Origin of the sequence: Stenotrophomonas sp. SrG (assembly GCF_050031795.1) — a bacterium.
GTDB lineage: Bacteria > Pseudomonadota > Gammaproteobacteria > Xanthomonadales > Xanthomonadaceae > Stenotrophomonas > Stenotrophomonas rhizophila_A.
Map to the genome: position 1 here is coordinate 1 of NZ_JBNBBE010000065.1, position 328 is coordinate 328.

The 328-nt window shown below is 72.0% G+C and carries 1 protein-coding gene; it reads left to right on the forward strand.

Annotated elements, in window-relative coordinates; genetic code table 11:
- Positions 1 to 3: 3 nt before the first annotated feature.
- Positions 4 to 328: gamma-glutamyltransferase (locus ACQG3P_RS18990; RefSeq protein ID WP_426805903.1), on the forward strand; the 325-nt coding region annotated here is incomplete at its 3' end.

The following is a 328-nucleotide window of genomic DNA, read 5'->3' on the forward strand; positions in this document are numbered from 1 at the left end:
TCCGTGACCCGACCCCTTGTCCGTGCCGCCCGGGCTGCCGCGCTGCTGTGCGCCCTGCCGATGCGGTCTTCTGCCGCCGACCGGGTCACCGGGCATGGCTTCGCCACCCGCTCGGAAGTGATCGCCCCGCTCGCGATGGCGGCCACCTCGCAGCCGCTGGCCACGCAGATCGCGCTGGATGTGATGACGGGCGGTGGCTCGGCGGTGGATGCGGCGATCGCCGCCAATGCCGCGCGGGGGCTGATGGAGCCCACCGGACACGGGGTGGGCGGGGACCTGTTCGCGATCGTGTGGGATCCGAACACGCAGAAGCTGTACGGCTACAACG